General features: G+C 68.3%; 22 protein-coding genes and 1 other RNA gene. 7 read left to right on the top strand and 16 right to left on the bottom strand.

Annotated features, from left to right (window positions below; translation table 11 throughout):
• Positions 1-2: 2 nt before the first annotated feature.
• Positions 3-1,886, top strand: a complete 1,884-nt coding sequence (locus QE385_RS06030; protein WP_307100019.1) for an XrtA/PEP-CTERM system amidotransferase — start codon at positions 3-5, stop codon at positions 1,884-1,886.
• 47 nt (positions 1,887-1,933) lie between these two features.
• On the opposite strand, the gene QE385_RS06025 is transcribed toward QE385_RS06030, so the two are convergent.
• The 4 genes from QE385_RS06025 to QE385_RS06010 form a co-directional block, all read right to left on the bottom strand.
• Positions 1,934-2,917, bottom strand: coding sequence for an alpha/beta hydrolase (locus QE385_RS06025; protein ID WP_307100017.1), 984 nt, complete (start codon positions 2,915-2,917; stop codon positions 1,934-1,936).
• A gap of 106 nt (positions 2,918-3,023) precedes the next feature.
• Positions 3,024-3,170, bottom strand: coding sequence for a hypothetical protein (locus QE385_RS06020; protein WP_307100016.1), 147 nt, complete (start codon positions 3,168-3,170; stop codon positions 3,024-3,026).
• Complete coding sequence (locus QE385_RS06015) at positions 3,170-4,219, bottom strand: deoxyhypusine synthase (RefSeq protein WP_307100014.1); 1,050 nt, start codon at positions 4,217-4,219, stop codon at positions 3,170-3,172. Before QE385_RS06015 ends, QE385_RS06020 begins: the two co-directional genes overlap by 1 nt.
• Before the next feature lie 184 nt (positions 4,220-4,403).
• Positions 4,404-5,639 carry a type III PLP-dependent enzyme gene (locus QE385_RS06010; protein ID WP_307100012.1) on the bottom strand — a complete coding sequence of 412 codons (1,236 nt, stop codon included), beginning with the start codon at positions 5,637-5,639 and terminating at the stop codon, positions 4,404-4,406.
• A 141-nt stretch (positions 5,640-5,780) separates the two neighbouring features.
• Between QE385_RS06010 and QE385_RS06005 the strand changes: the two genes are divergently transcribed.
• The 4 genes from QE385_RS06005 to QE385_RS05990 all read left to right on the top strand — a co-directional run bounded on the left by QE385_RS06005 (position 5,781) and on the right by QE385_RS05990 (position 8,451).
• Positions 5,781-6,743 carry a threonine/serine dehydratase gene (locus QE385_RS06005; RefSeq protein ID WP_307100009.1) on the top strand — a complete coding sequence of 321 codons (963 nt, stop codon included), beginning with the start codon at positions 5,781-5,783 and terminating at the stop codon, positions 6,741-6,743.
• Positions 6,743-6,907 carry a hypothetical protein gene (locus QE385_RS06000; RefSeq protein WP_307100006.1) on the top strand — a complete coding sequence of 55 codons (165 nt, stop codon included), beginning with the start codon at positions 6,743-6,745 and terminating at the stop codon, positions 6,905-6,907. The genes QE385_RS06005 and QE385_RS06000 overlap by 1 nt, the downstream gene beginning before the upstream one ends.
• Before the next feature lie 213 nt (positions 6,908-7,120).
• Positions 7,121-7,795, top strand: a complete 675-nt coding sequence (gene mtgA, locus QE385_RS05995; RefSeq protein ID WP_307100004.1) for a monofunctional biosynthetic peptidoglycan transglycosylase — start codon at positions 7,121-7,123, stop codon at positions 7,793-7,795.
• A 254-nt stretch (positions 7,796-8,049) separates the two neighbouring features.
• Complete coding sequence (locus QE385_RS05990; RefSeq protein ID WP_307100002.1) at positions 8,050-8,451, top strand: hypothetical protein; 402 nt, start codon at positions 8,050-8,052, stop codon at positions 8,449-8,451.
• A 22-nt stretch (positions 8,452-8,473) separates the two neighbouring features.
• On the opposite strand, the gene QE385_RS05985 is transcribed toward QE385_RS05990, so the two are convergent.
• The 8 genes from QE385_RS05985 to QE385_RS05950 form a co-directional block, all read right to left on the bottom strand.
• Complete coding sequence (locus QE385_RS05985; RefSeq protein WP_219020342.1) at positions 8,474-8,728, bottom strand: hypothetical protein; 255 nt, start codon at positions 8,726-8,728, stop codon at positions 8,474-8,476.
• 75 nt (positions 8,729-8,803) lie between these two features.
• Positions 8,804-9,127 carry a YbaB/EbfC family nucleoid-associated protein gene (locus QE385_RS05980; RefSeq protein WP_307100000.1) on the bottom strand — a complete coding sequence of 108 codons (324 nt, stop codon included), beginning with the start codon at positions 9,125-9,127 and terminating at the stop codon, positions 8,804-8,806.
• A 1-nt stretch (position 9,128) separates the two neighbouring features.
• Positions 9,129-10,808, bottom strand: a complete 1,680-nt coding sequence (locus tag QE385_RS05975) for a DNA polymerase III subunit gamma/tau (protein ID WP_307099998.1) — start codon at positions 10,806-10,808, stop codon at positions 9,129-9,131.
• A 204-nt stretch (positions 10,809-11,012) separates the two neighbouring features.
• Positions 11,013-11,110, bottom strand: an RNA gene (gene ffs / locus QE385_RS05970) — signal recognition particle sRNA small type.
• 70 nt (positions 11,111-11,180) lie between these two features.
• The gene (locus QE385_RS05965; protein ID WP_307099996.1) at positions 11,181-11,504 is read right to left on the bottom strand and encodes a hypothetical protein; all 324 of its coding nucleotides are present in this window, start codon (positions 11,502-11,504) and stop codon (positions 11,181-11,183) included.
• A gap of 97 nt (positions 11,505-11,601) precedes the next feature.
• Positions 11,602-11,907, bottom strand: a complete 306-nt coding sequence (locus QE385_RS05960) for a 2Fe-2S iron-sulfur cluster-binding protein (RefSeq protein WP_307099994.1) — start codon at positions 11,905-11,907, stop codon at positions 11,602-11,604.
• Positions 11,904-12,965, bottom strand: a complete 1,062-nt coding sequence (locus QE385_RS05955) for a cysteine desulfurase family protein (protein ID WP_307099992.1) — start codon at positions 12,963-12,965, stop codon at positions 11,904-11,906. Before QE385_RS05955 ends, QE385_RS05960 begins: the two co-directional genes overlap by 4 nt.
• A complete protein-coding gene (locus QE385_RS05950; RefSeq protein WP_307104593.1) occupies positions 12,962-14,008 on the bottom strand; it encodes a cysteine desulfurase family protein in 1,047 nt (348 codons plus the stop codon). The genes QE385_RS05955 and QE385_RS05950 overlap by 4 nt, the downstream gene beginning before the upstream one ends.
• Positions 14,009-14,117: 109 nt before the next feature.
• Between QE385_RS05950 and QE385_RS05945 the strand changes: the two genes are divergently transcribed.
• Positions 14,118-14,774, top strand: coding sequence for an alpha/beta hydrolase (locus tag QE385_RS05945; RefSeq protein ID WP_007404127.1), 657 nt, complete (start codon positions 14,118-14,120; stop codon positions 14,772-14,774).
• A 63-nt stretch (positions 14,775-14,837) separates the two neighbouring features.
• On the opposite strand, the gene QE385_RS05940 is transcribed toward QE385_RS05945, so the two are convergent.
• From QE385_RS05940 to QE385_RS05925, 4 genes are all read right to left on the bottom strand, one after another.
• Positions 14,838-15,533 carry an aspartate/glutamate racemase family protein gene (locus tag QE385_RS05940; protein WP_307099990.1) on the bottom strand — a complete coding sequence of 232 codons (696 nt, stop codon included), beginning with the start codon at positions 15,531-15,533 and terminating at the stop codon, positions 14,838-14,840.
• Positions 15,534-15,592: 59 nt separating this feature from the next.
• Positions 15,593-16,816, bottom strand: a complete 1,224-nt coding sequence (locus QE385_RS05935) for an NAD(P)/FAD-dependent oxidoreductase (RefSeq protein ID WP_307099989.1) — start codon at positions 16,814-16,816, stop codon at positions 15,593-15,595.
• Positions 16,817-16,818: 2 nt separating this feature from the next.
• The gene (gene rpoH / locus QE385_RS05930; RefSeq protein ID WP_007404166.1) at positions 16,819-17,724 is read right to left on the bottom strand and encodes an RNA polymerase sigma factor RpoH; all 906 of its coding nucleotides are present in this window, start codon (positions 17,722-17,724) and stop codon (positions 16,819-16,821) included.
• Between the two features lie 68 nt (positions 17,725-17,792).
• Entirely contained in the window at positions 17,793-18,740 is a 948-nt protein-coding gene (locus QE385_RS05925; RefSeq protein ID WP_307099987.1) for an RluA family pseudouridine synthase, read from the bottom strand.
• Between the two features lie 17 nt (positions 18,741-18,757).
• Between QE385_RS05925 and QE385_RS05920 the strand changes: the two genes are divergently transcribed.
• Positions 18,758-19,162 (top strand): M67 family metallopeptidase, encoded by a 405-nt coding sequence (locus tag QE385_RS05920; protein ID WP_307099984.1) that lies wholly within the window; start codon positions 18,758-18,760, stop codon positions 19,160-19,162.
• Positions 19,163-19,174: the final 12 nt, after the last annotated feature.

The following is a 19,174-nucleotide window of genomic DNA, read 5'->3' as shown; positions in this document are numbered from 1 at the left end:
CCATGTGCGGTATCGCCGGCCTGTTCCATCCCGCCACGCCCAAGCCGGTCGATCCCGCCCGGCTGCGCGCGATGATCGGCGCACAGGCGCATCGCGGGCCGGACGGGCAGGGCCTGTGGACCGCGCCCGGTGTCGGCTTCGCCCATGCGCGGCTGTCGATCATCGATGTCGAGGGCTCGCCCCAGCCGATGGTCGATGGCGAGGTCGCGGTCTGCTTCAACGGCGAAATCTATAATTACCGCGAATTGCGCGACGAGTTGCGCGCGGGCGGCGCGGTGTTCCGCACCGATGGCGATACCGAGGTGCTGCTGCACGGCTGGCGGCATTGGGGGCCGTCGATGCTCGACCGGCTGGTCGGCATGTTCGCCTTTGCGGTGCATGACGCCAGGGCGGGGGCGCTGTTCCTGGCGCGCGACCGGCTGGGGGTGAAGCCGCTCCACTGGGCCGAGCTGCCCGATGGCGCGGTCGCCTTCGCCTCGGAGATGAAGGGGGTGCTGGCGCATCCGCTGTTCCGGCGGCGGCCCGATATCCGCGCGGTCGAGGATTATCTGGCGCTGGGCTATGTCCCCGACGATGCCAGCATCATGGGCGGCGTCCACAAGCTGCCCGCCGGGCATTTCCTGCTGATCGAGCGGGGGCGGGCCATTCCGTCTCCCCGGCAATGGTGGGACGTGGATTTCTCCGACCGGGAAACCGGATCGGCCGCGCGGATGGGCGAGGAACTGCTTGCGCGGATGCGGGCCGGGGTGACCAGCCGGATGGTGGCGGACGTGCCGCTGGGCGCGTTCCTGTCGGGCGGCGTCGACAGCTCGGGCGTCGTCGCGCTCATGGCGGAGGCGTCCCCGCGCGCGGTGCGCACCTGCACCATCGGTTTCGAGGAGGCGGGGCATGACGAGCGGGGCTATGCCCGCACCGTGGCCCGGCGTTTCGCCACCGATCATGTCGAGCGGGTGGTGCGCGCCGACGACTTCACGCTGATCGACACGCTGGTCGCGCATTTCGACGAGCCCTTTGCCGATGCCTCGGCGCTCGCCACCTATCGGCTGTGCCAGCTGGCGCGCGAGCATGTCACCGTCGCGCTGTCCGGCGACGGCGCGGACGAGGCGATGGCGGGCTATCGCCGCCATGTCTTCCATGCGGGCGAGGAGCGGGTCCGTGGCCTGTTCCCGGCGGACCTGCGACGCGGGCTGTTCGGGACGCTGGGGCGTTTCTATCCCAAGGCCGATTGGGCCCCACGCCCGCTGCGCGCCAAGACGACGCTGTTGGCGCTGGGGATGGACGGGGCGGAGGCCTATGCGCGGGCGGTGGGCGTCACCAGCCCGGAATGGCGCGCGCGGCTGTTTTCGGCGGAGGCGAAGGCGGCGCTGGGCGGCCACCGGGCCGAGGATCGCTATGTCGCGGCGATGCGCGACGCGCCCGCCCGCGACGCCATCGACCGCGCGCAATATGCCGATCTGAAAATCTGGTTGCCCGGGGATATCCTGACCAAGACCGACCGCACATCGATGGCGGTGGGGCTGGAGGCGCGCGAGCCGCTGCTCGACCATCGCCTGGTGGAATATGCCGCCCGCCTGCCCGCCGCGATGCGGGTGCGCGGCGGGCAGGGCAAATGGCTGATGAAGAAGGCGCTGGAGCCCTATCTGCCGCGCGACATCCTCTACCGGCCGAAGATGGGCTTCGTCACGCCGATCAGCGCGTGGTTTCGCGGCGCCCTGGCCGACGAGGCGGCTCGGCTGGCGCAATCGGGGCTGCTGCGCGAGACGGGCTGGTTCCAGCTGGCCGAACTGGGGCGCATGGCCGCCGACCACCGGGAGGGGCGGGCCGACCATGGCCGGACGCTGTGGCAGATGCTGATGCTGGAGCGGAGCCTGCAAAGGCTGTTCTGAGGGGCTATCCCCCATCCGTTCGCACGGGGCGAACGGAGGTTTGGGCATCACGCCCCCAGCGTCTGGTTGATCCAGCGGTCGAACAGATCGGGCCACAGCCGCGCCGGGGCGCCTTCGGGGGCGCCCAGCGCGCCGAAGCCGTGCCCGCCCTTCTCGAAGAAATGCGCCTCGACCGGCACCTTCGCGGCGCGGGCGCAGGTCAGCAGGTCGAGCGACTGGTCGAGCGGGACCAGCCCGTCATCGACCGCATGGACCAGGAACAGCGGCGGCGTGGTCGCATCGATCCGGCGCGGGCTGTCATAGCGCGCCTTAATCGCGGGATCGGGATGGGGGCCCAGCAGATTGTCGCGCGATCCGGCATGGGTGGTCGGCGTCGACAGGCTGGCGACCGGATAGACCAGCCCCGAAAAGCGCGGACGCGCCGATTGGCGGTCGGCGGCATCGACCGGCGCATAGACCCGGTCGTCATAACCGACGGTCAGCGAACCCGCGAGATGCCCGCCCGCCGAAAAGCCGACGATACCCAGCCGCGCCGGATCGATGCCGTATCGCGCCGCATTGGCGCGGATCAGCCGCATGGCGCGCTGCGCATCTTGGAGCGGGACGTCGGCCTGATGGTCCCAGCCTTCGGAGGGCAGGCGATAGGCGAGCGCGAAGACGGTGATGCCATGCGGGTTGAGCGTCCGCGCGACGTCGATCCCCTCATTCTGGACCGACACGAAGCCATAGCCGCCGCCGGGAATGGTCAGCACGGCGCGACCATCGGGCCGCTCGGGCCGGAAGACCGCGACGATCGGGGTGGCGATGCCGCGCAGCCACAATTGCTGCTGCCCTGCCGGGCCGTTCATCGAGGGGCGGGGGCTGGGCAAAGTCGCGCGCGCGCCGGGCGGACGGCCGGGCCAGAGGGGGAAATGTTCGGCGGGCGGCCAGGGCGTCATGCCGGTGGCGGAGGCCGGTGCGGCCTGCGCGGCGGCGCGGGCGGCCAGCGGCACGCTCGCCATGGCTCCGATCACAGAGCGTCGGTCGATCATCCTATCCTCTCCATCCGCGCCTCACGGCGTTATCGGGGCAAGCCTGCCGGGAGGGCGCGTGCCGGGCAAGAAAAAAGGGCGGAACCCTGCGGTTCCGCCCTTTTTCTCAATGTCCGTACTTCTTGATCCCGCGTCGGCGCAGCTTCTCGCGCTTGCGCCGGCGGCTATAGGGGATCGCAAAGGCCAGGAGCGACAGCAGCACTGCCCCGATGATGATATAGGCAAGCTGCTCCCGTTCGAGAAATTCAAACATTAGTCGAAAATCGCTCCCCAACGACGCTTCGCACGCTCACGCCAGTGGCCGCGATGATAGGCGTCCGAGGCGAGGAGCGGCATGACCGAACCAGCTTCGGCGAATACCATCTGTTCCAGCGCCGTGTCCACCTTGCCCCAGCTCGCCGCTTCCTTCAGCGTCGAGGACGAGCAGGCGCCGTCGCGCACGTCGGCGACGGTGATCTGCACCGCGTACTTGTGCATCTCGACATCGTCATGACCCAGGATTTCGGCGCAAACCACCGTATCCTGGATGAAATTCTTCGGCACGCCGCCGCCGATCATCAGCAGGCCGGTGGTGCCCGCCTTGATCTTGATGTCGGTCAGTTCGCGGAAGTCGGCGATCGCGTCGAGCACCATGTACGGCTTGCCTTCCTTGGCACGCTCGACCTGGTGCTTGACCAGACCGAAGCCCGCCGACGAGTCGACAAAGGCCGGGCAGAAGATCGGCACGTCATGCTCATAGGCGAGCTTGACCAGGCTGTTGTCCTTCTTGCCGTGCTCGGCCAGATACTTGCCCATCTCGCGGATGAAGGCGCGGCTCGAATAGGCCTTGGGCTCCAGCGAGTCCGCGATCTTGCCGATCGTGTGGTCGCAGTCCTGAAGCTGCTCTTCGTCGATATAGGTGTCGTAGATGCGGTCGATGTAGAGCGAACGCAGCGTGTTGTCGTCCGGCACTTCCAGCGCCTGATAATGCTTGTGGCCCAGGCCCTCGAAGAAATCCATGTCGACGATCGACGCGCCGGTCGCGACCACGCCGTCGATCATGTTCGAGCGCAGCAGCTCGGCATAGAGGTCCATGCAGCCGCCCGCCGAGGTCGAGCCGGCGATCACCAGGAAGATCGAGCAGTCCTTGTCGGCCAGCATCTGGTTGTAGATGCCGGTCGCGCGCGCCAGGTCGCGGCTGGTGAAGCTCATCTTGCCCATCGAATCGATGATCGGGCGCGCGTCGAACTTGGTGATGTCGATATGCTCGACCACGCTGGAGAGCAGCTCGGCCTTACGGTTGTCGTTGATCGTGTCGGTCATGATGGTTCCATCATCATCGAGAAGCCGTCGTCGTTGATGGGGACGCGGTAACCCGGCTGGTCCGGGCCCGCACGAACGGCGGGTCCGGTATGCGAAGGGGCCTTATCGCGGTGAACGCCGCAATGCCACCCCATTCCCCTCCCGCCGGAGCGGAAGGGGATAAAGGCGTGCTAAAGTCGCTGGATTACAGCTTGACGACGTTCGCGGGGAGGGCGTGCTCGGCCTCGTCGCGATAGACCGAGAACATCGGCTCGTCGTCGGTCACGACGAACTCGTGACAGGAAAAGCCGTTGAACTGGGTCCGCATCGCCTGGCCATAGGCACCGAGCATCCCGATCTCGAAATAATCGCCGGTATTCGTGTCCGCGGGCAGCGGGAACGGACCCTGCATGAAGTCGAGATCGTCGCAGGTCGGGCCCCAGAAGCTGAAGTCCATGTCGCGCGCGTCGGAATCGGGCTCGCGCAGCAGCTGGACGGGGTACTTCCACCCGATATGCGCCGCATCGAACAGCGCGCCGTACGCGCCGTCGTTGATGTACAGCTCATTGCCCCGGCGACGCTCGACGCGCACCACGACGGACGAATATTCGGCGCACAGCGCACGGCCCGGCTCGGCCCAGAGTTCGGCCGAATAGGACACCGGCAGGCTCTCGAACGCGCGGTGGATCGTCTCGAAGAAACGCTCCAGCGGCGGCGGGGTCATGCCCGGATAGGCCGAGGGGAAGCCGCCGCCGACATCTATCACGTCGACCGTAACCGCCGCCGCGACGATCGCCGCACGCACCCGCTCCATCGCCGCCGAATAGGCGTCGGGGGTCATCGTCTGGCTGCCGACATGGAAGCAGATGCCCAGCGCGTCGGCGACCTGGCGGGTCGCGATCAGCAGGTCCTTCGACTCTTCCAGGCTGACGCCGAACTTCGATCCCAGGCTGAGCTTGGCATATTCGGACGACACGCGCATCCGGACGCACAGGGTCAGGTCGGTCGCGCCGTTGGTGGCGCGGACGATCTTCTCCAGCTCTTCCAGGCTGTCGAGCGAATAGGTGCGGACGCCGTGCGTGAAATAGGCCTCGGCGATCGCCTCTTCCGACTTCACCGGATGCATGAAGCAGCAGACGGCCTGGGGAACGACCGACTTCACCATCCGCACTTCCGCGATCGAGGCGGTGTCGAAATGGGTGATGCCATTGTCCCACAGGATCTGAATCAGATCCGGCGACGGATTCGCCTTCACCGCATACATCGGCCGACCCGGAAACTTCTCGACGAAGAAGCGGGCGGCGCGCGCAGCGGCGTGCGGGCGAAGCAGCGTGACCGGATCAGCCGGGCGACGCTTGGCGATGTCGATGCCGCGCTCCAGGTTGGAGGGGACGGCGGTCGAGTGGGCAGCTAGCCCCAGCGCGCGATGATTCTGGTGCAACTCAAGGGACCTCCAATTGCCTGACGGCATACGGTGACAAAAAGCTGCCTTGCGGTTGGAAGTCCCATGGGGCAGCGGAGGCGCGAAATAGGGTCCACTTTTTCTAATGTAAAGCGGTAGAAAGCGAGGCGGAGATAAAAAGTGACAATCCTAAGACAGCCGACAAAAGCCGGGGTCCGCGACGCCGCCGAAAAGATCGCGCGGGTGTTGCCGCCATCGCCACTATTCCCGTTGAATATCAATGGGAAAGCGGTGGCCTTCAAGGCTGAATCCTTGCAGCCGATCGGCGCGTTCAAGCTGCGCGGCGCATGGCATCGATTAACCGCGTTGGACGCCGATTCCAGGGCGCGCGGGGTCGTCGCCTTCTCCTCGGGCAATCATGCGCAGGGAATCGCCTGGGCCGCGCGGCGGCTGGGGATCGCCGCGACCATCGTGATGCCCGCCGATGCGCCCGCGTCGAAGCGCGACGGGACGCTCGCGCTGGGGGCGGAGATCGTCGACTATGACCGCGCGACCGAAAGCCGCGAGAAGATCGCGCGGCGGCTGGCCGAGGCGCGCGGCGCGACGCTGGTGCCGAGCTTCGATGATCCCTGGGTGATCGAGGGGCAGGGCTCTGCGGGCGTCGAGGCGGCGGCGCAGATGGCCGCGCTGGGCTTGCCCGCGCCCGCCCATGTCGTGACGCCCTGCGGCGGCGGTGGGCTGGCGGCGGGGCTGACGCTAGCGCTGCCCGAAGCGCGGGTGACGGTGGTCGAGCCCGAGGGCTGGGACGATATGCGGCGCTCGCTGGAGGCCGGGTGGATCGAGCCGGTGGGCGACAATCCCCCGCCGACCGCCTGCGACTCGCTCCAGACGACGCGCGTGTCGCTGCTGACCTTCGAGGTGCTGGCGCGGCGCGGGGCGGAGGGCGTCGCGGTGTCCGAGGCGGAGGTGGCGGCCGCGCAGCGCTTCGCCGCCGAACGACTGCGGCTGGTGATCGAGCCGGGCGGCGCGGCGGCGCTGGCGGCCTTGCTGGCGGGCAAGGTGGCGGCGGAGGACGGGATGCTGGTCATCCTGTCGGGCGGCAATGTCGACCGCGCCGCCTATGCCCGCGTGCTGGCGGGTTGATGGAGGGGATCGCCCAGGCCGCGCCGGGGATCGCGATGCTGGCGGCCTTCGCCTGTGTGGCCGGCGGGGTGGCGACGATCCGGCGCGGGGATCGGCGCAAGGGCGTGCTGATGCTGGTGATGGCGGTGGTGCTGGTCGGCAATGTCCTGATCTGGACGGTGTGACACCTGTTCCCCGGCGAAGGCCGGGGCCCGGTTGCTATTGCGCTTGTGGCGGTGGCAGAATGAGCGTGGGAGGCATTTCCGAGCGGGTCGCTTCTGCCTCCCACGCACTGCCTTGCGCACCTTCGATCGTGAAGTGACTTGGCCCCGGCCTTCGCCGGGGAGCAGGGCGCGGTTGCAAGTGACCTATCGCCCAAACCCCGCTAAAGCCCCCTCATGTTCCGCATCGCTCGCTGGGCCCTGAAGGCCGCGCTCGCCTTTGTGATCGTCAGTGTCGTCTGGGTCGGCATCTATCGCTTCGTGCCGCCGCCCATCACCTTCACCATGCTGGGTGATGTGATCGGCGGGCATGGCGTGACCAAGGACTGGATGCCCTTGTCGGAGATGGACCCCGACATGGCGCGCGCCGCGATCGCGGGCGAGGATGCCCGTTTCTGCTCGCATAACGGTTTCGATTTCAAGGCGATGGCCAGCGCCGCCTATCGCAACGCCAAGGGCGGGCGGATCCGCGGCGGCTCGACGATCAGCCAGCAGACCGCCAAGAACGCCTTCCTGTTCCAGAATGGCGGCTATGTCCGCAAGGCATTCGAGGCCTGGTTCACCTTCCTGATCGAAACGCTGTGGGGCAAGCGGCGGATCATGGAGGTCTATCTCAACATCGCCGAGACCGGGATCGGGACGTACGGGGCCAATGCCGGGGCGATGCGCTATTTCGGCCATGACGCCTCGCATCTGTCGCCGACCGAGGCGGCCCGGATCGCGGCGGTGCTCCCGCTGCCCAAGAAGCGCGCGGCGGTGGCGCCGACCGGGTTCGTGCGCAGGCACGGCAACGTCATCGCGCGCTATGTGGGCGTGGTGCGGCGGCAGGGGCTGGATGCCTGTATTCGGTGACGGAGTGGGGGCTCGGTGAGACACCTTGCCCTCCCCCATCCCCTCCCGCTTGCGGGAGGGGCGTGTTCGTGGTGGCCGACACGCGCCAGCCGGGACCTTATGATCCCGCCGCTATCGACCGGCACGCCCCTCCCGCAGGCGGGAGGGGATGGGGGAGGGCGGTGGCCCCATGCGACCAAGCTCCGGCAACATCCGCCTCGCAAAAGCCACGATCCTCCACGACGATCGCGAGGATTCTACGGGAAGCCCATGCGATGCCTGCCGCAATCGGACTGATGCTGCTCCAGGCCGCGTCCTCGGCTCTTCCGTTGCCCCGCATCACCCCGCGATCCGAATGTCCCCGGACCGAGAACGAAATTGTGATATGCGGTCGCCGCGATGCGGCCGAACGCTATCGGATACCGCCATCCGCGCGCGGACCGTCCGGCATGGCGGGCGAAGCGGGCGCGGGGCTGAACGGTGCGAATATTCTGGGTGGTACGGGCCCCTGCGGCATCCATGCCGGGCAAAGGCGCTGCACATCCGCTGAGGCGGGGCAGGCGGGCTATGGTGGTGGCCGCGATCCGCTGACCCTCGGTCGCAAGGTGCTGACCCGATTGATCGACCCAGATGCGGAGATCGACCCGCCATCGTCGCAACCGACAGGGCGTCGATAGGCCCGGCCGGTCGCGGATCGCTTTACTTGGCGTCGCCCGAAATCGCGTCGCCCGCCTTCTTGGCGGTATCGCCGACGCTCTTGGCGGCCGAGGTGACGGCCGCGTCCCGGCGGTTTTCCGCCCCGCCCCGGCTGAACAGATAGAAGCCGCCGACCAGCACCGCGATCAGCAGCACGATGGCGATCGCCATGCCGCCACCGCCGCCGCTGCGCCGTTCGATCACCGTGGTATGCGGCTGCTGGGTGCCGTAGGTTTCGGTAACACGTTCATCGGCCATGACATTCCCTCCTCTTGATTATGGAGGGGGCAACGCCATGACCGCCATACCGTTCCCGAAGCGACTGGAAGCGGATCAGAAGGGCAGCTTGAAGCCCGGCGGCAGCGACAGGCCGCTGGTCATCTTGGACATTTCGCTGCCCGAAGCGGCATCCGCCTTGGTCCGCGCGTCGTTGATCGCGGCGGCCAGCAAATCCTCCAGCATGCCCTTTTCCGACGGCTGCATCAGCGAATCGTCGATGGTGATGCCGATGATCCGCCCCTTGGCCGACGCCTTGACCTTCACCAGACCGCCGCCCGAGACGCCTTCGACCTCGATCGTGTCGAGATTGGCCTGCGCCTTTTCCAGTTCGTTCTGGACGTTCTGGGCCATCGCCAGGATTTCGTCGAGATTCTTCACATCATGCTCCGTTCACACTGCGTTTGCCGGGCCATTCCATCAATTCGGCCTCGGGGAAAGCCTCGCGGGCGGCGCGGACCATGTCCGACTCCCACGCGGCGGTCTTGATCGCTTCCTCGGCGGCGACCTGCTGCTCGTGCAGCGTCGGCTCACCGGGCACATCCTCCAGGGTGACGCGCCAGACCTGGCCCGTCGCCGTCTTCAGCGCCGCGATCAGCTCGCTCAGCGTATCCGCCGCGATCGGTCGCGATCCGCTGAACACCATCTCCGGCGGCGTATAACGCACCAGACGCGCCCCGTGGCGCAACCGCGCGGCAAGCGCCAGCTGCCCCATATCGTCCAGCCGGTCGATCATCGCGACAAAGCTGTCGGGCAGCTTGGGCGGCTCGGGTTCGGCGGGGGGAGGGGGCGGGGCCATGGCGGCGGGCGCGGGTGTGGGCGCGGCCTGTGGCACCGCCGCCGGAGCGCTGGGCGCGGAAACGCCGCCATCGCGAATCTGCCGCGCCAGCTCGCCCGGATCGGGGAGCGTCGAGGCATGGATCGCGCGCAGCAGCGCCATCTCCGCCGCCTCGATCGGCAGGGCGGCGCGGGCGACCTCGTCATGGCCCTTCAGGAACAGCTGCCACAGCCGGTGCAGCGCCGGGAAGCTGAGCGACCCCGCCCATTCCTCGCGCGCGGCGCGTTCCTCCAACGGCTGTGCGGCGTCATGCGGCGTGCCGACCTTGGTCAGGGTGATGCCGTGCACCGTCTCCAGCAGCGAACGCAGCACCGATTGCGGGTCGACGCCATAGTCATATTGCCTGCGCAGCGAGGCGAGCGCCCCCGCGCCGTCGCCGTTCAGCACCAGCCCCAGCAGGTCGCGCACCGCGCCGCGATCCGACAGGCCCAGCATCTCGCGGACCGCCGCCGCGGTCACGCCGCCGCCCTCCAGATCGGCATGAGCGATCGCCTGGTCGAGGATCGACAGGCCGTCGCGCGCCGAGCCTTCCGCCGCGCGCGCGACCAGCATCAGCGCCTCCTCCTCGGCGGTGACGCCTTCCTTCACGCAGATGTCGGCGAAATGCGCCGCCAGCTTGTCCGCCGTGATCCGCCGCAGGTCGAATCGCTGGCAACGCGACAGGACGGTGATCGGGACCTTGTTCACCTCGGTCGTGGCGAACAGGAACTTCACATGCGCGGGCGGCTCTTCCAGCGTCTTCAACAGCGCGTTGAAGGCGTTCTTGGAGAGCATATGGACTTCGTCGACGATGTAGATCTTGAAGCGCGCCGAGACGGCGGCATAGCGCGACGCCTCGATGATCTCGCGCACGTCGTCCACGCCGGTATGGCTGGCGGCGTCCATCTCGATCACGTCGATATGGCGGCCCTCGGCGATGGCGCGGCATGGCTCGCACACGCCGCAAGGGCTGATCGTCGGGCCGCCGGTGCCGTCGGGACCGACGCAGTTCAGCGCCTTGGCGATCAGTCGCGCGGTGGACGTCTTGCCCACCCCGCGCACGCCGGTCATCAGGAACGCATGGGCCAGCCGGTCGCGCTTGATCGCATTGCCCAGCGTCTGGACCATCGCGTCCTGCCCGATCAGCGCGTCGAAGGTCTGCGGCCGGTATTTGCGCGCGAGGACGCGATACGCCTCCGCTTTGGCGGGCTGGGGCGGTTCGCCCAGGTCGAACGAATCAGCCATGCCGGGTCTGGGTGGTCGGGATAGGGGAAAGCATCGCCGACCAACATAGGCGCTCGGGCGCGCGGCGTCAGGTATATTCGTGTAGAATGCGACACGCTCTCCGTCATCCCAGCGAAAGCTGGGATCTTTCGCGCGGGTGGTCCACGGCAAAACGCCCCAGCCTGCGCTGGGGCGACGCTGCGTCGCGCGGTTCCGAAATGCTGGAAAGGTGGGAGCCGGGACGACCCGCAGCGAAATCGTTGCGGCTGCTTCCGTCAGGACCTGACCGGGTTGGCGATGACTACGTCCGCCCGACTCCCGCCGCGCATATGGCGAAACGAAGCCGGGGGATCAAGCCCTTATCCCACCGGCCCCGTTCGTCATGTCAGAGGGTCAGCGACGGAAGCACTGACGCTGCGGCCCATCCCAGGTGCGGACCCAGCGGCACACGACGCGCGGGCGTCCGTAACCGCGCCAGCCCGGACCCCGATCCCAGCTGTTGCCGCGATGCCAGCCGGGTCCACGGTCCCAGCCCGGACCACGGTTCCAGCCGGGGCCGCGATCATGCCAGCCCGGCCCACGGTCCCAGCCCGGTCCACGCCCCGGTCCCGGACCCCAGCGGTCGTGGGGCCCATGCGGTGCGGCGGCGGCAGGCGCGGCGGCGGCGATACCCGAAACGGCGATCAGGCCGGCGCCCAAGACAGCAAGAAGTTTCATAACGCTTTACTCCCGGTAGGCCCGCCCTTCGGCGAGCATGGGAGGATATTGCCGAATCGGCGATGATTGCGTGCTGAACCAGTTGGTTATCGCAGGTTCAGGGAAGCCGCGCGGTCAGTCCGTCGAGTTCGGGGGTCAGAAAGACCTGACAGGCCAGGCGGCTGGACCGGGTCGCATCGGGCACCAGGTCGAGCATATCCTCTTCCTCCGCCAAGGGGGGCGCGATCCGGTCGAGATAGGCCGCATCGATCAGGACATGGCAGGTCGCGCACGCCATCTGTCCGCCGCAGGTGCCCTCCATCGGCTGGCCCGCCCGCTGCCCGGCGCGCAGCAGCGTCTCGCCGGGCATGGCCTGGATCGAAACCGCATCCCCCCGGCGATCGATAAAGGTCAGGCCGATCATGGCCGCTGCGCCCTGGCGGCGGCGTCGAGCCGGGCGATGGCGGCCGTCAGGTCCGCCTCGGTGGTATAGCGTCCGAAACCCAGCCGGATCGAGGATCGTGCCTGCGCATCGCCCAGGCCCAGCGCGCGGAGCACATGGCTGGTCCGCCCCGATCCGCTGGCGCAGGCGCTTCCCGCCGAAAAGGCGATGTCGCGGCAATCGGACATCAATCGCGCGACATCCAGCCCCTCGCGCCGGACGTTCAGATTGCCGCGATAGCGCCGGTCGGTCGACCCGTTGATCGTCCAGTCCGGCCCCAGCTGCGCGATCGCCAGCGCCCATAGCCGCTCGACATGCGCCATGTCCTCCTCGGCACGCGCCGCCATCAGCTTCGCCGCCACGCCGAACCCGGCGCACAAAGCGGGGCTGAGCGTGCCCGAGCGGCCGCCCTCCTGATCGCCGCCATGGAGCAGCGCGGGCAGGGTGATGCCGTCCCTGATCCACAGCGCGCCGATGCCCTTGGGCCCATGAATCTTGTGCGCCGACAGCGCGATCAGATCGACGCCGTCGGGAATGGCGATCCGGCCATAGCCCTGCACCGCATCGCACAGCATCCAGGCGCCGACGCGACGCGCCTCCTCAGCCAGCGCGGCGATGGGCTGGACGGTGCCGATCTCGTTGTTGACCAGCATCGCCGCGACCAGTCCGACGCCCGGTGCGACGGACGCGGGCGCGACCAGCCCCTTGTCATCGACCGGCAGGATGGTCAGGTCACGCCCCGTCGCATGCGCGGTGTCGAGCACGGCGGCATGTTCGATCGCGGTCGTGACGATGCCGCCGCTCGCGCCCTTGATCGCCCAGTTCAGCGCCTCGGTCGCGCCGCTGGTGAACACCACCCGCCCGCCCGGTGGCAGCAGCGCCGCCACCTGGTCGCGCGCGACCTCGACGGCGGCGCGCGCCTGTCGCCCGGCGCGGTGGGGGGAATGGGGATTGGCATGGCCCTGCTCCAGCCAGGGGAGCATCGCCTTCAGCGCCTCGGGCGCGAGCGGGGTCGTCGCCTGATAGTCGAGATAGATCATGCGACGCGCGTCCCCCGCGCGATGGCGCGCCAGGCGGTGACGAAGCGGTCGACATGCTCGCGCGTCGTGGAGCGGCCGAAGCTGACCCGCACCACCTCGCGCCCCGCCTCCTCGCTCCAGCCGAGCGCGGACAGGACATGGCTGGGCTTCAGGCTGCCGCTGGCGCAGGCGCTGCCCGCCGAGACCGAGATATGCGCGAGGTCGAACTGGATCAGCTGCGCCGCCGACGGCTTGCCCGGCATGTGATAGCTGGCGATGGCCGGGTGGCGACGGCTGGCATCCGCGACCACGGTCCCGCCCGAGCGCCGGATCGCATCGTCGCAATAGGCGCGAAGCGCATTGTGGTCGGGCTCCGGCTCCGCGAGCGCCGCCGCATAGCCCAGCACGCCGGGCATATTCTCGGTGCCGGGGCGATAGCCGCGCTCCTGCCCACCGGTCGGGGCCAGCACCGCCAGGTTGCGGACCAGCAGCGCGCCGATGCCGGGCGGCCCGCCGCGCTTGTGCGCCGACAGCGCGACGAGGTCGGCATGGTCGATCACCGCGCGGTCCGCGCCCGCCGGCATCTGCGCGGCGTCGACCAGCAGGATGTGCCCGGCGGCGTGGATCGCCTCGGCCAGTTCGGCGATCGGCTGGCGCACGCCGGTCTCGCTATTGGCCCATTGCACCGTCACGACCGCGCGCGGACCGCTGAGGTCAGGCAGGCGCAGCACGCCGTCCGGCCCGACCGGCATGACCACGGCATCCGGGGCGGCGCGCAGCACCGCGTCATGGTCAATCGCGCCGACGAAGCGCCGCTCCGCCATCGACCGGGTCAGCGCGATCGACAGCGACTCGCTGGCTCCGCTGGTGAACAGGATCTCATGCTCCCAGCCCAACGCCCGCGCGATGGCCGAGCGGGCATCCTCCAGCAGCCTTTTGGCCGCGCGCCCCTCCGCATGGGGGGAGGAGGGGTTGGCCCAGGCCGCGCATCCCTGTGCCAGCGCCGCACGCGCGGCATCGGTCATCGGGGTGGTGGCGGCATGATCGAGGTAAAGACGGGACAGGGTTCGTTCCCTAGCTGGAATGATCGAACAATTGCGAAAAGGGCCTTGTCACCTATATAGCGCAACGTTCCCGGCGCTCCACCAGCGCGATCCAGATCGGCGAGTTTTGATGCCCGAAGTCATTTTCCCCGGCCCCGAAGGCCGCCTCGAAGGCCGTTTCGCTCCCGCTCCGCGTCCGCGCGCGCCCGTCGCCATGATCCTGCACCCGCATCCCAATGCGGGCGGCACGATGAACAACCGGATCGTGCAGGAACTCTACAAGACCTTCCAGCGGCGCGGCTTCGCCACGCTGCGCTTCAACTTCCGCGGCGTGGGCAAGAGCCAGGGCACGTTCGACAACGGCATCGGCGAGCTGTCCGACGCCGCCTCGGCGCTCGACTGGGTGCAGAGCTTCCACCCCGAAGCCTCGACCACGTGGATCGCGGGCGTCAGCTTCGGCGCGTGGATCGGGATGCAGCTGCTGATGCGCCGCCCGGAGATTCGCGGCTTCATCTCGGTGGCGCCCCCCGCCAACATGTACGACTTCACCTTCCTGGCACCGTGCCCCTCCTCGGGCATCATCATCCAGGGCGAGGCCGACGAGGTCGCGACCCCGGCGGCGACCCAGAAGCTGGTCGACAAGCTGCGCACCCAGAAGCACATCACCATCCATCACGACACCATTCCCAAGGCGAACCATTTCTTCGAGCATGAAATGCCCGAGCTGATGGGATCGGTGGACCGGTATCTAGACATGCGGCTGGACCCGAACTCGCCGATCCGGTGATTGTGTCGGGTCGTTGAACGAAAGGGCCTCGGCGAAAGCCGGGGCCTTTTTCATGGCCGGGGCTCAGTCGGCCAGCGCCCGTTCGACGGCGGCGTGCGCGTGCAGCGCGGTCGTGTCGAACACCGGCACGGGACTGTCCTGCGCGCCGATCAGGAGCATGATCTCGGTACAGCCCAGGATGACGGCCTCGGCTCCGGCCTCGACCAGACGGCGGATGACCGCGCGATAGCGGTCGCGGGAGGTGTCGAGGATGCGACCCGCGACCAGCTCCTCATAGATGATGCGGTGAACCTCGGCGCGGTCGGCGGCCTCGGGGATGACGACGTCGAGCCCGTGACGCTCCGCTAGCCGCCCCTTGTAGAAATCCTGCTCCATCGTGAAGGCGGTGCCGAGCAGCCCGACGGTCCGCAGCCCTGCGGCCTTGATCCGCTCCGCCGTGGGGTCGGCGATATGCACGAGCGGGGTCGTCACCGCCGCCTCGATGGCCGGTGCCGTGCGGTGCATGGTGTTGGTGCAGATCAGCAGCAGTTCGGCGCCGCCTGCCTCCAGCGTCCGCGCGGCCTCGGTCATCCGGGCGGTCAGGCCGTCCCAGTCGCCCTTGTGTTGAAGCGCCTCGATCTCGGCGAAATTGAACGACCAGAGCAGGCAGGAGGCCGAGGCGGTCGGGCCGAGCCGATCGCGAACCCCTTGATTGATGATGCGATAATATTCGGCCGAGCTTTCCCAGCTCATGCCGCCGATCAATCCTATCGTCCGCATCCTGCCCCCTATCCCGCCAATGCCCGGTCGGGGATGATGGGGGAAGCGGGCGGAATTGCCTAGGGCGCGACCGAAAGAACGCCCCGTGCCGCCGCCACGCCCGTTTCATAGGCCCCATGCGCGGTGGAGAAGTCCTCGCGCGAACAGGCCTCGCCCGCAAAGAAGAGGCGCCCGTCGACCGGCTCGGCCAGTCTGCCCCGCGCATCGGCATGGCCGACCCTGGCATGGCTGTAGCTGCCGCCGATCAGCGGCACATGTCGCCACCGGGTCGCGCCCATCGGCGTGAAGCGCCGCCGCCAGTCGCTGCCCAGCAGGGCCACCAGTTCGTCGATCGCGAAGGCCGCCGCCGCGCCGTCTTCCTCCAGCGCCTCGGCGCAGGGGCCGCCGAAGAAGCTCTCGATGATCGGCCAGCCAAAGGGGGATAGCCGGTGGCTGGCGGTGCACCGCGCGTGCGGATTGCCGGTCAGATGCGCATGGGCGGGCCAGGGCAGGGGCCCTTCGACCGACAGGAAGACCTTGTCGGCGATTCCGAGCGGCAGCGCGGCGGCGGCCTCCTGCTTGGCGGGGAGGGGCGGATCGAAGGTCAATTTGCTTTCCGCCAAGACCGGGGTGGGGACGGCCACGATAACGTGATCCGCCTCGATGGTCCCGGCCGAGGTTTGGATACGGATCGTCTGGCCGCGATGGTCGATCCGCGTCGCGGTGACGCCGGTCCGCACCGGCACATTCGCCGCATGATGCACGACGACCGTGCCATAGCCCTCGACCACCGCCCAATTGTCGTCGGTCGCGGCATTCTCATAGGCCGCCCAGTCGTGCAGCGACACTTCGGCCAGCGAGGCGCCATTGGCATAGCCCGAGATCGCGTCGATCATCGGCCGCCAGGGATCGTCATCGCCCACGAACTCGGACAGCGGACGATCCGGCCCGTCGAGCGCGGCCATCGCCGCCTCCTCGAACCGGGCATAGGCCTCGCCCGAGGCGCGTTTCCGGTCAGGGGGAAAGCCCAGCTCGTTCCACTGGACCTGCCAGTTGGGCGAGCGGCGGTCGATGGTGAAGCTCGCCTGCTCGGCGATGGCAGTCCAGGGATTGCGCCCCGCCGAATGGAGCCAGCCACAGCCATGATCGACCACATGACCGGTCGGCATTCGCACGCTCTGCGCCCGCCCGCCCAGCCGTTCCGCCGCCTCGATCAGCAGGACGTCCCGCCCCGTATCGTGCAGCGTCCGCGCCGCCGCGATCCCGGCCGCGCCGCCGCCGATGACGACGGTGCGGCCGGACATGGTCAGGCCGCCGCCAGCAGCCGCTTCTCACCGGCGATGCGCATCATCGCCTTTTGCAGCTTCTCGAAGGCGCGCACCTCGATCTGGCGGACGCGCTCGCGACTGACGCCGTAAACCTGGCTCAGTTCCTCGAGCGTCTTGGGATCGTCGGTCAGGCGACGCTCGGTCAGGATGTGCTTCTCGCGGTCGTTCAGGTCGTCCATCGCGCTGACCAGCATGTCGTGGCGGACATCCGCCTCCTGCTGCTCGGCGACGACCGAGTCCTGGAGCGGCGCGTCATCGGCCAGCCAGTCCTGCCACTGGCCCTCGCCATCCTCGCGCATCGAGACGTTGAGCGAGGTGTCGCCCCCCATCGCCATGCGGCGGTTCATGCTGATGACCTCGTCCTCGTTGACGCCCAGATCGGTGGCGATCTTGGTAACGTCCTCGGGCCGCAGGTCGCCGTCCTCGAACGCGTCGAGCTTCGACTTCATCCGGCGCAGGTTGAAGAACAGCTTCTTCTGCGCCGCCGTGGTGCCCATCTTCACGAGGCTCCACGAACGCAGGATATATTCCTGGATCGAGGCGCGGATCCACCACATCGCATAGGTGGCCAGGCGGAAACCGCGATCGGGCTCGAACTTCTTCACGCCCTGCATCAGGCCGATATTGCCCTCCGAGATCAGCTCGGAGGTCGGCAGGCCATAGCCGCGATAGCCCATCGCGATCTTCGCCACGAGACGCAGGTGCGAGGTGACGAGCTGCGCCGCCGCCTCCGGGTCGCCATGCTCCTGGAAGCGTTTGGCGAGCATATATTCCTGCTCCGGGGCAAGGATCGGGAATTTCTTGATCTCGGCCAGATAGCGGTTGAGCGACTGCTCCCCGCCGAGCGCAGGAATCGTCGCCGGGACGTTGCTGCCTTTTGCCATGATCCTTATCTCCCTTTCTGGAGCGTCATTCCGTTTCGCCCCGTCGTCGGGCGCGAGGCGGTCTTCTGCTATACGTGAAGCCGACTGAACAGTTCCTGCATGTCCGGTGGCATCGGGCTCTCAAACGCCAAAGCGTGGCCGCTTATGGGATGAATGAAACCCAGATGCGCCGCATGCAGGGCTTGGCGCCGGAAATCGAGTTCATCGAGCAGGGCTTTTTGAGCACCCTTTGTTCTACCATAAACCGGGTCGCCCAGCAAGGCGTGGCCGAGCGACTGCATATGCACGCGGACCTGGTGCGTCCGCCCCGTCTCCAGGCGGCATTCGACCAGCGCGGCGTTGTTGAGCTTTTCGATGGTGCGGTAATGAGTCACAGCGCGCTTGCCGCCCGGCACGATCGCCACCTTCTTGCGGTTCTGCGGGCTGCGCGCGAGGGGCGCGTCCACGCTGCCGTCGGCGGGGCGCGGAATGCCCCCGGTGATCGCGCGGTAACGGCGGTCGATCGAGTGCGCCGCGAACTGCTTGGCCAGCCCCTCATGCGTGCGGTCGGTCTTGGCCGCGACCATCAGGCCGGAGGTGTCCTTGTCGATCCGGTGGACGATGCCGGGCCGCGCCACGCCGCCAATCCCCGACAGCGATCCGCCGCAATGATGGAGCAGCGCATTGACCAGTGTCCCGTCCAGATTGCCCGCCGCCGGATGCACGACCAGCCCGGCGGGCTTGTCGATGACGATCAGATGCTCGTCTTCGTACGCGATGACGAGTGGGATATTCTGCGCCTCGTTATGCGCAGGGGTGGGGGCGGGGACGGCGACCTGGAACAGATCTCCCGCCGCCGCCCGCTTGGCGGGGTCGCGCGCCATCACGCCGTCGCGCGTCACCGCGCCGCTGGCGATCAGCACCTTCAGCCGTTCGCGCGACAGGGTCGGCACCGCATCGGCCAGCGCACGGTCCAACCGCCAGCCATCCGCTGTGGGCGCGATCCGCGCATCGATGATGGAAACCCCCCGGTCCATGGCCTAGTAAATTGGGCATGACCGTAACGATTTCAAGCGATACGCTGGACTTCCTGTTGATAACCGCCGCCGCTTCGCCCGATCGGGAGGTTTGCGGGCTGCTGCTGGGACAGGGGGATCGCATCGATCGGGTCGTGCCCTGTACCAATGTCGCGGCCGAGCCCTGGCATCGGTTCGAGATCGATCCGGCCGCATTGATCGCGGCGCACCGCGCGGCGCGGGGCGGCGGGGCGGCGGTGATCGGCCATTATCACTCGCACCCGACCGGGCTGGCCGAACCGTCGCCGCGCGACGCCGCCGATGCCGCGCCCGACGGCAGTATCTGGCTGATCTCGGGGGGCGGACGGGTCACCGCCTGGCGCGCGGTCGCGGCGGGTGAGCGCCATGGCCGGTTCGATCCGCTCGCACTTGCTTGCGCATAGCGAATGCCCACG

This window comes from Sphingomonas sp. SORGH_AS_0950 (assembly GCF_030818415.1).
GTDB lineage: Bacteria > Pseudomonadota > Alphaproteobacteria > Sphingomonadales > Sphingomonadaceae > Sphingomonas.
Note: the sequence above shows the minus strand (reverse complement) of the source record. Positions and strands in the feature narration are given on the sequence as shown.

What these genes read in the sequence shown, in the direction of transcription:
- QE385_RS06030 (WP_307100019.1), top strand. Translation starts at nt 3, where the DNA reads ATGTGCGGTATCGCCGGCCTGTTCCATCCCGCCACGCCCAAGCCGGTC.
- QE385_RS06025 (WP_307100017.1), bottom strand. Translation starts at nt 2,917, where the DNA reads ATGATCGACCGACGCTCTGTGATCGGAGCCATGGCGAGCGTGCCGCTG.
- QE385_RS06020 (WP_307100016.1), bottom strand. Translation starts at nt 3,170, where the DNA reads ATGTTTGAATTTCTCGAACGGGAGCAGCTTGCCTATATCATCATCGGG.
- QE385_RS06015 (WP_307100014.1), bottom strand. Translation starts at nt 4,219, where the DNA reads ATGACCGACACGATCAACGACAACCGTAAGGCCGAGCTGCTCTCCAGC.
- QE385_RS06000 (WP_307100006.1), top strand. Translation starts at nt 6,743, where the DNA reads ATGGAGGGGATCGCCCAGGCCGCGCCGGGGATCGCGATGCTGGCGGCC.
- mtgA (WP_307100004.1), top strand. Translation starts at nt 7,121, where the DNA reads ATGTTCCGCATCGCTCGCTGGGCCCTGAAGGCCGCGCTCGCCTTTGTG.
- QE385_RS05990 (WP_307100002.1), top strand. Translation starts at nt 8,050, where the DNA reads ATGCCTGCCGCAATCGGACTGATGCTGCTCCAGGCCGCGTCCTCGGCT.
- QE385_RS05985 (WP_219020342.1), bottom strand. Translation starts at nt 8,728, where the DNA reads ATGGCCGATGAACGTGTTACCGAAACCTACGGCACCCAGCAGCCGCAT.
- QE385_RS05975 (WP_307099998.1), bottom strand. Translation starts at nt 10,808, where the DNA reads ATGGCTGATTCGTTCGACCTGGGCGAACCGCCCCAGCCCGCCAAAGCG.
- QE385_RS05965 (WP_307099996.1), bottom strand. Translation starts at nt 11,504, where the DNA reads ATGAAACTTCTTGCTGTCTTGGGCGCCGGCCTGATCGCCGTTTCGGGT.
- QE385_RS05960 (WP_307099994.1), bottom strand. Translation starts at nt 11,907, where the DNA reads ATGATCGGCCTGACCTTTATCGATCGCCGGGGGGATGCGGTTTCGATC.
- QE385_RS05955 (WP_307099992.1), bottom strand. Translation starts at nt 12,965, where the DNA reads ATGATCTATCTCGACTATCAGGCGACGACCCCGCTCGCGCCCGAGGCG.
- QE385_RS05945 (WP_007404127.1), top strand. Translation starts at nt 14,118, where the DNA reads ATGCCCGAAGTCATTTTCCCCGGCCCCGAAGGCCGCCTCGAAGGCCGT.
- QE385_RS05940 (WP_307099990.1), bottom strand. Translation starts at nt 15,533, where the DNA reads ATGCGGACGATAGGATTGATCGGCGGCATGAGCTGGGAAAGCTCGGCC.
- QE385_RS05935 (WP_307099989.1), bottom strand. Translation starts at nt 16,816, where the DNA reads ATGTCCGGCCGCACCGTCGTCATCGGCGGCGGCGCGGCCGGGATCGCG.
- rpoH (WP_007404166.1), bottom strand. Translation starts at nt 17,724, where the DNA reads ATGGCAAAAGGCAGCAACGTCCCGGCGACGATTCCTGCGCTCGGCGGG.
- QE385_RS05925 (WP_307099987.1), bottom strand. Translation starts at nt 18,740, where the DNA reads ATGGACCGGGGGGTTTCCATCATCGATGCGCGGATCGCGCCCACAGCG.
- QE385_RS05920 (WP_307099984.1), top strand. Translation starts at nt 18,758, where the DNA reads ATGACCGTAACGATTTCAAGCGATACGCTGGACTTCCTGTTGATAACC.